The organism is Proteiniphilum sp. (assembly GCF_040307845.1).
Taxonomy (GTDB): Bacteria; Bacteroidota; Bacteroidia; order Bacteroidales; family Dysgonomonadaceae; genus Proteiniphilum.
The window spans coordinates 1-8,066 of sequence record NZ_JAWRIS010000023.1 but is presented as its reverse complement, the minus strand read 5'-3'; the positions used below and the strand labels follow the sequence as shown (position 1 = coordinate 8,066).

9 protein-coding genes and 1 pseudogene are annotated in these 8,066 nt (G+C 44.3%); 1 reads left to right on the top strand and 9 read right to left on the bottom strand.

Annotation, left to right across the window (positions count from 1 at the left end):
* Positions 1-134, top strand: a pseudogene (locus ABV001_RS05810) (IS1595 family transposase); the annotation flags it as partial.
* A gap of 296 nt (positions 135-430) precedes the next feature.
* On the opposite strand, the gene ABV001_RS05805 reads toward ABV001_RS05810, so the two are convergent.
* From ABV001_RS05805 to ABV001_RS05765, 9 genes are all read right to left on the bottom strand, one after another.
* Positions 431-670 (bottom strand): hypothetical protein, encoded by a 240-nt coding sequence (locus tag ABV001_RS05805; protein ID WP_352421929.1) that lies wholly within the window; start codon positions 668-670, stop codon positions 431-433.
* A 95-nt stretch (positions 671-765) separates the two neighbouring features.
* Positions 766-1,491 (bottom strand): pyruvate formate-lyase-activating protein, encoded by a 726-nt coding sequence (gene pflA / locus ABV001_RS05800; RefSeq protein ID WP_352421928.1) that lies wholly within the window; start codon positions 1,489-1,491, stop codon positions 766-768.
* 184 nt (positions 1,492-1,675) lie between these two features.
* Complete coding sequence (pflB, locus tag ABV001_RS05795) at positions 1,676-3,916, bottom strand: formate C-acetyltransferase (RefSeq protein WP_352421927.1); 2,241 nt, start codon at positions 3,914-3,916, stop codon at positions 1,676-1,678.
* Positions 3,917-3,957: 41 nt separating this feature from the next.
* A complete protein-coding gene (locus ABV001_RS05790) occupies positions 3,958-4,764 on the bottom strand; it encodes a formate/nitrite transporter family protein (protein WP_352421926.1) in 807 nt (268 codons plus the stop codon).
* Between the two features lie 215 nt (positions 4,765-4,979).
* A complete protein-coding gene (gene tsaD, locus ABV001_RS05785; protein WP_294079178.1) occupies positions 4,980-5,996 on the bottom strand; it encodes a tRNA (adenosine(37)-N6)-threonylcarbamoyltransferase complex transferase subunit TsaD in 1,017 nt (338 codons plus the stop codon).
* A 12-nt stretch (positions 5,997-6,008) separates the two neighbouring features.
* On the bottom strand, positions 6,009-6,944 hold the full coding sequence (locus ABV001_RS05780; RefSeq protein WP_352421925.1) for an EamA family transporter: 936 nt from the start codon (positions 6,942-6,944) through the stop codon (positions 6,009-6,011).
* A 106-nt stretch (positions 6,945-7,050) separates the two neighbouring features.
* Entirely contained in the window at positions 7,051-7,455 is a 405-nt protein-coding gene (locus tag ABV001_RS05775; RefSeq protein WP_294079175.1) for a type II toxin-antitoxin system VapC family toxin, read from the bottom strand.
* Positions 7,456-7,458: 3 nt separating this feature from the next.
* The gene (locus ABV001_RS05770) at positions 7,459-7,698 is read right to left on the bottom strand and encodes a hypothetical protein (RefSeq protein ID WP_294079171.1); all 240 of its coding nucleotides are present in this window, start codon (positions 7,696-7,698) and stop codon (positions 7,459-7,461) included.
* 76 nt (positions 7,699-7,774) lie between these two features.
* A partial coding sequence (locus tag ABV001_RS05765; protein ID WP_352421924.1) for a hypothetical protein occupies positions 7,775-8,066 on the bottom strand: 292 nt, incomplete at its 5' end.

Here is an 8,066-nt window from a genome sequence, read left to right as displayed (position 1 = left end):
ACCTCAATGAATTCTGTTATAAGTTTAACCGGAGATTCTTCCCGGACAAACTTTTCGACAGGTTGGTCATTGCCGCTGTCTCGTACAGCCCCGATTTCAAATCGAAAATTTACAATAGGTCATATTGCGGATAATCATATTGAATTATCTTAGAATTTTTTCCAATTCTTTTGGATCTCTTCTACTGTCCCATATAGTTAATACATATATAGCGTCTTTTCTAACTTCATAAAAAATTAGATAGTGGACACAATCCTCACACGTAAATTTTTGTCATCTGTCAGCTTTCCTATTTGAGGATAGGACGAAATTAATCTTAAAGCCTGACTGAATTGCTCATTTAACTTTTTGCTATAAGCTTTAGATTGATTACGTCTACCAAAATATTCAAGGATTCGTCTTCGATCATCCCGAGCCAATTCTGAAAGTATTACTCTTCGAGCCATTGCCTTATCTCGTTTTCGACCTCTTCATTGTCGTAAATCTGCCCATTCTTAATCTGTTCCCGAGCAATAGCAATGGCGTCTTTCTGATCATCAGACAAACAATAAACATCCTCTAACTGATTATCTTTTTGAATAAAAAGATAAAGTTCATCCAATAATCTCTCATTCTGAGACCGGTTGATTTCATCTATCAGCTTTCTCCGTTTAACCGCTATTGTTTTCATAACCAATTTTTTATACTTTACCCTGAATACTCATTCAGATTATGATTTACAAATTTAGCGAAAATTTCATTATGAAAGAACTTTTCATTTTCAACTTACCCTACCCGAAGTCCTGCTTCTCTAAAAATAGTACGGACATTTTCCAATCGTTCCTTCGATAGCGGAAGTGTATTTTTCAGGCGGTATTCCATTCCCAGCTGCTCATATTTGCGTGTGCCCATATCATGATACGGCAGCAGTTCTACTTTTTCGATACAGCGGTAGGGAACAAGGTAATCGGCCGTTTTTTTCAGTAAAAGATCATCATCTGTCCATCCCGGCACAATCACATGGCGGACCCAGGTGGGTTTATTTTTTTCTTCGAGAAAGTTAAGGCTTTTCAACGTGTTATCGATTTTTACTCCGGTGAGTTCTTTGTGTTGATTCGGATCGATCGATTTCACATCAAGCAATACCAAATCTACTATATCGTATACTTTTTGCACAGCTTGAGTAAAAATGGCGCCGGAAGTATCGAGTGCGGTATGTATGCCGTTCTCTTTACATAAAGAGTAGAATTCATACAGGAATTCGGGTTGCAATAAGGGCTCCCCACCGGTGACGGTCACTCCCCCCTTGGCGATAAAACTCTTGTAACGAAGGACTTCTTCCAGCAGTTCTTCGGGAGAAAGGACGTATTTCCCGCTTTGTTTCGGATCCCAGGTATCGGGATTATGACAGTAAAGGCACCGCAGGGGGCAGCCTTGCAGGAAAACCACAAAGCGGATGCCCGGCCCGTCAACCGTACCGAAACTCTCCAGTGAATGAATCCGTCCTAACATATCGTGGGATAAAGTATTTGTAACTAAAGCATCCGTCTGACGATATTTTGTGACCCATTACCACTCGTTCGAGCTAAAAAGAGTAGAAACTCGCTTCGCTCAAACAGCTACTCTTTTTACGCTCTTCACGAGTGATGGGTCCCCACAAAATATCTAAAGGGCTCCGCTTTAGTTACAAATACAATTACAGTGCGTGGTTGATCGTCCTTGAGATCACATCCAACTGTTGCTCTTTGGTCAGCTTCACGAAATTCACCGCATAACCCGACACACGGATCGTCAATTGCGGATAATTCTCGGGGTGGTTCATCGCATCCACCAGCAGATCCTTGTCGAACACGTTCACATTGAGGTGCTGCCCACCATCCGAAGTGAAATATCCGTCGAGCAGTCCGACCATATTCGTCACCTGTACGTTCCGTTCTTTTCCGAGGGTACCCGGAGAAACGGCAAAGGTGTAGGAAATTCCGTCGTGTGCATGCTGGAACGGCAGTTTGGCCACCGATGCCAGTGCTGCAACCGCTCCCTTGGTATCACGGCCGTTCATCGGGTTGGCACCCGGGGCAAATGGCGTTCCTGCGGGACGTCCGTCAGGCGTTGCTCCTGTTTTCTTTCCATATACCACGTTAGAGGTGATGGTGAGGATCGACTGTGTGGGGATGGCATTGCGGTATGTCTCGTGCTGACGGAGATATCCCATGAACTTGCGGGTGATATCCACCGCGATCCGGTCCGTCCTGTCGTCGTTGTTACCGAAAGGCACATAATCACCCTCCCGTTCGAAGTCCACGGCAATGCCCCGTTCATCACGGATCACTTTCACTTTCGTATCACGGATGGCTGCGAGTGAGTCGGCCACGATGGAAAGCCCGGCGATACCCGTCGCACGGATACGTTGCACATCCCCGTCATGCAGCGACATTTCAAACGCTTCATACGCATATTTATCGTGCATATAGTGAATGATTTTCAATGCGTTGACATATACTTTGGCCAACCAGCGCATCATCTGCTCGAATTTCGCCATCACCTCGTCATAATCGAGGTATTCAGAAGTAATCGCTTCAAATTTCGGTGCCACCTGTACGCCTGATTTCTCATCACGACCGCCGTTGATGGCATACAATAAACATTTGGCCAGGTTGGCACGCGCACCGAACAACTGCATCTGCTTTCCAATCTTCATCGGCGATACGCAACAGGCAATCCCGTAGTCATCTCCATAATCGGGACGCATCAAATCGTCATTCTCGTATTGGATAGCCGAGGTATCCACCGACACTTTCGAACAGAATTGTTTCCAGTTCTCGGGAGAGTTCTGCGACCAAAGTACTGTCAGGTTGGGTTCCGGAGCGGGACCAAGATTATAGAGCGTATGCAGGTAACGGTAGGATGTTTTGGTTACCAAAGTACGTCCATCCACCGTCTGTCCACCCAGCGATTCGGTCACCCATACCGGATCACCAGAGAAGAGGTCGTTATAATCCGGCGTACGGAGGAAACGCACTATCCGCAGCTTTATGATCAGTTGATCGACCAATTCCTGTGCTTCCTCTTCGGTCAGGAGTCCTGCTTTGATGTCCTTATCAATATAGATATCGAGGAAGGTGGAAGTACGTCCGATCGACATGGCGGCCCCATCCTGGTCTTTCACTGCCGCCAGATAAGCAAAATAAAGGAACTGCACTGCCTCACGGGCATCCTTAGCCGGTTCGGATACGTCAAATCCATATCCGTTACACATTTTTTCGAAAGCTTTCAGCGCTTTGATCTGTTCCGAGATCTCTTCGCGACGCTGTATGATATCTTCGGTAATCTCCTGAATGTCGAGGCGTTTCAGGAATTCTTTTTTCTCTGTGATCAGAGTTGTAGTTCCGTAAAGCGGCACACGGCGGTAATCACCGATAATACGCCCCCGGCCATAGGCATCGGGCAATCCGGTAATGATGGCGGAACGGCGTGCAGCCATCATTTCTTCGGTATAAGCCGAGAAAACACCCTCATTATGCGTTTTACGGTAGCGGGTATAAATCTCTTTGGTCATCGGATCGAGTTCGTATCCATACGCATTTAATGCATTCTCCACCATACGGATACCCCCTTTCGGGAAGATTCCCCGTTTGAGCGGAGCATCGGTCTGTAAACCCACGATCACCTCATTATCCTTATCGATATATCCCGGCCCGTAGGTGTCTATTTCCTGCGGGTATTTGGTTTCGGCATCGTACACGCCTTTGGCTTGTTCTACCTTGAACATTTCCGTCAACTTGTTCCAGACTTTACGGGTACGTTCGGTGGAAGAAACCAGAAAACTATCATCACCCTCATACGGCGTATAGTTATTCATAATGAAGTCCCTTACATTTATTTCGTTTCTCCAGATGTCGCCCTTAAAGCCTTTCCAAGATTCATGTTGATTATTCATCGTTGATATATATTTATTGTGTAATGTAGATATATGCTGTTTTAATTATGCCTGTCTATTTTTGGGGGTTGATGCAGGAACAGGTACCAGTAGACCGTTCCTACCAGTAACATCCCACCGACAATATTCCCGAGTGTGGCCGGAAACAGGTTCTTCGCAAGGAAACCGCTCCAGGTGATATCGGCGCCGCTATATATTGCTGCCGGAATAAAGAACATATTGGCAATCGAGTGTTCATATCCAAGCACCACAAAAATCATAATGGGGATCCATATAGCCACGCTTTTCCCGATGATGTCATTCGCAGTGTATCCCATGAACATGCCGAGACATACCAGCCAGTTAGCGCCAATCCCTTTCACAAAGACACGTGCGAAATCCTGATTCACCTTTGCTCCGGAATAATGGTGCAGGTAAGATTGCCAGGGTTCTTTATCGAACAGGCCCACATTGGCGGACAGTACGAAAGCGATGAATTGCGCTCCTACGAAATTAAAGAGGTAAGAAAGCAAGAGGACTTTCGCCACGTTCATCACCGTTATATCCCGTTTTAACATGGGAAAAGCCAGACCGGCGCAGTCGCTGGTAAACAGGTCTGCCCCCGTGACCGAGACCATGATAAGTCCTACAGGAAAGAGAGCCCCCGCCACAAACTTCACCAGTCCGGGATTAGCACTGCCGGTTTCCGGCATTCCACCGGCCACCATCACAGTGAGTAACCCGCCGAGTGCGATGAATGCCCCACCGAGAACAGCCGCAATAGCAAAATGAAGAAACGGGAGTTTCGACTTATTAATTGCTGTGATCCTAAACGCTTCGGCAGCTTCTGCCGGAGTATAATAATTCATACTTAATACGTAAAATCCAGAACGGTAAAGGGAAGTGCTTTATCGCAAGAAAAGTATTTCCGTATAACCCTAAACAATCCTAATCAAATCGGGGACAAAGGTACGAATTAACTTTTAATTAAAGAAATATTTCTGTAATTAATTTTCAACAATACGAGATCTCTTTTAGTAAATTATACATAGAATATGATGCATCACAAACATCTAATTCATTATCAGATTGAGACCCTCGCATAAGGTATAACATCCGGCGAACAAAATTCACCGTCGAGATATTTATAATATCCTGTAATGGCGACCATAGCGGCATTATCTGTAGTATACGCAAATTTAGGGATATGTATCTTCCATCCGTAACGGCGGCTATATTCTTCAAAAGCAGCCCGCAGACCCGAGTTCGCCGATACGCCTCCCGCTACTGCAACCTCTTTTATCCGCAGGTCTTTGGCAGCGAGGTAGAGTTTGTCCATAAGGATATCAATAATAGTCTTTTGAAGCGACGCACAAAGATCTTCCTTATTTTTTTCGATGAAGCCGGCATCTTTTTTCAGTTCATCCCGAAGAAAATAGAGAAACGATGTTTTCAATCCGCTGAAACTGTAATCATACCCTGCGATACGGGGTTTACTGAATGTAAACCGGTCGGCGTCACCCAGTTTCGCCAGACGATCTACCACCGGCCCTCCGGGATAACCCAGTCCCATCACCTTGGCACACTTGTCGAACGCTTCGCCTGCCGCATCGTCAATGGTTTGCCCCATGATCTCCATTTCATCATAAGACTTTACCAATATGATTTGGGAATTACCTCCCGAAACCAGCAGGCAGAGAAAAGGGAATCCGGGTTGGTTGGTATCCTGCGCATCCTCCTTGATAAAATGGGCCAACACATGTGCCTGGAGATGGTTAATCTCAATCATCGGGATATTCAGCGCAGAGGAAAAACCTTTTGCAAAGGATGTTCCCACCAATAAAGAACCCAATAATCCCGGTCCCCGTGTAAAAGCAACCGCCGAGATTTCTTCTTTGGAGATACCCGCCTGTTTCAATGCGTCATGCACTACGGGAATAATATTTTGTTGATGGGCCCGTGATGCCAGTTCGGGCACTACGCCGCCATACCGTTCATGTACGGCCTGTCCGGCAATCACGTTAGAAAGGATCACCCCGTCACGGATCACCGCCGCTGAAGTATCATCACAGGAAGATTCTATACCTAATATTGTAATCATTTGGTTCGGTTGTTATTCAGTTGTTATTCGGAATTTTATATTCGTAAGCACGATGGCAGAGAGGATCAGTAAAACCCCGACCCATTGCAGCGCCTGTACATCCTCACCGAGAATGAAACTGGAAGAGATTACCGCAACCGGCAATTCTGCCGCGCTAAGGATGGCACCCAACGAAACACCGGTGCGCGGCATCCCGAAAGAGAAAAACAGGGGAGGAATCACTGTGCCAAGCAAAGCCAGTGTCAGGCCCCATTTATACAGACCGTCGAAAAACAGTCCATCAAACAGAAATAACGGAGGAAAGATGGTCCATGTGACAATGCATGACCCGGTAATCATCAATGCTCCTTTCTTCAATACAGGAAGGTCATTCCCTACCCGACCGCTGGCTATCAGGAATATGGCATAACAAAACGCTGCCAGTAGACCAAATCCTATTCCTTTCATGTTTAAAGTCACTGCCTCGTTGAAGACTCCGGCAGCGAATGCTGTGCCGACAAGTACTATAGAAGCGGCAATCAATTGCATTTTATGTGGTTTTTTCTTAAAGACTACCGCTTCAATCAAAATACTGATCCACAGGTACTGCATCAACAGGATAATAGCAATGGAGGCCGGGAGCAGTTTCACACACTGATAGTAAAAAATACCTACCAATCCCGTAAATATACCGGCAAAAGAAACCTTCCACCATGCCGTCGGTCTGGATGAACTGTTCTTTTCTATCTGTGGATGCTTTATAGGTGTACTATTTTTCCCTTTGAAAAGAGTATTATGCAAAAAATAGAGTACCCACAACATCACCATTCCCAGGAAAGCCTGTGATCCGGTGATTTGCCCAAGTGTATAACCTTCCTCATACGCATTCTTTACAATTGTCGACAGTACCCCGAAGCTGCAAGCCCCCAGAAAAACAAAAATACCTCCTGTGAATTTATTCTGATTCATCTCCCTATATTTCCAACTCACGAAAACATAAAACGAAGTTCGCAAGCAACCTACATTTGATAAAACGGGTACAAAGATACGAATGATATCAGTATCATGGCATAGATTATTTTCTATCGAACCAGTTTTCGAGTTTCAAGTTTTTGATAAATTTAAAATCTTTGGTGTTATCAGTCACCAAAGTCAAATCATTGGCAAGTGCAGTTACGCCTATTATCAAATCAAATTCATCGTGTAAAGGTGTACCGTTTTTTCTTAAATAGACTTTGGTTTCGGCATATTGATTTACTATTCCATAAATAGGAATAACGGTCAATCCTTTGACAAATTTATCAACTGCTTGATGTGATTTTTTAGGATTAGTACTATTTTCTGCTCCGTATTTTAGTTCAAATACTGTAAGTTCTGATATAAAACAATTGTCAAGTCCTTTTTGCCTGATGATTTCATCAAATTTTAGCATTCCACGGAGAAAAAAAATACAAATATTGGTATCAAGCAAATATTGCATAACTCAAATTTTAAGATCTTTTTTTCTAAACTTTCTACTGTCTCTAATTTCTTTTGCAATTTCTTCGGCAGGTTCATCAGAAGCAAATGCTCCAAACGAACTAAAAAAATCCTTTTCTTTAGATTTTCCATCTTTCCTAATAGACTTTGCAAGACGTTCAAGTAATTCCAACTTACCAAGGGAACTTAAACCCTCAAAAAGCCCAGAATAAGTATCTATTATATGTCGTTCTGTATGTGTCATATTGATAGCTCTTTCCACAAAGATACTAAAATAATTGCTAAACAATAATCTAATCTCAATATTTCTTTCGATTATTCTATTTGTTTACTGATACCTTAATAATCATCATAATCCACTTCCAAAAAGTGGTGTACCTCAATTCTATTTTCGCAGGAAAGTTAAAGGGCGTTGGTATTTTAATGGCCCGGGCATCGTTATCCAAGGGATGGACCTCCACTTCGTACCAACCTCCCGATGAAGAGACGTACAACGTGTCGGGAACATCATGGAAGATAAAGCGCACCGGCACCGCACCTTCCACCGGAGGATTTGCCGCTATAAAAGCGAAGTTTTCCTGCTGCGCCATAGCCCGTTGCGGTATCCGTGCC

Excerpts from the sequence above, each read along its gene's own strand:
- ABV001_RS05805 (WP_352421929.1), bottom strand. The coding sequence starts at position 670 with ATGAAAACAATAGCGGTTAAACGGAGAAAGCTGATAGATGAAATCAAC.
- pflA (WP_352421928.1), bottom strand. The coding sequence starts at position 1,491 with ATGTTAGGACGGATTCATTCACTGGAGAGTTTCGGTACGGTTGACGGG.
- pflB (WP_352421927.1), bottom strand. The coding sequence starts at position 3,916 with ATGAATAATCAACATGAATCTTGGAAAGGCTTTAAGGGCGACATCTGG.
- ABV001_RS05790 (WP_352421926.1), bottom strand. The coding sequence starts at position 4,764 with ATGAATTATTATACTCCGGCAGAAGCTGCCGAAGCGTTTAGGATCACA.
- tsaD (WP_294079178.1), bottom strand. The coding sequence starts at position 5,996 with ATGATTACAATATTAGGTATAGAATCTTCCTGTGATGATACTTCAGCG.
- ABV001_RS05780 (WP_352421925.1), bottom strand. The coding sequence starts at position 6,944 with ATGAATCAGAATAAATTCACAGGAGGTATTTTTGTTTTTCTGGGGGCT.
- ABV001_RS05775 (WP_294079175.1), bottom strand. The coding sequence starts at position 7,455 with ATGCAATATTTGCTTGATACCAATATTTGTATTTTTTTTCTCCGTGGA.
- ABV001_RS05770 (WP_294079171.1), bottom strand. The coding sequence starts at position 7,698 with ATGACACATACAGAACGACATATAATAGATACTTATTCTGGGCTTTTT.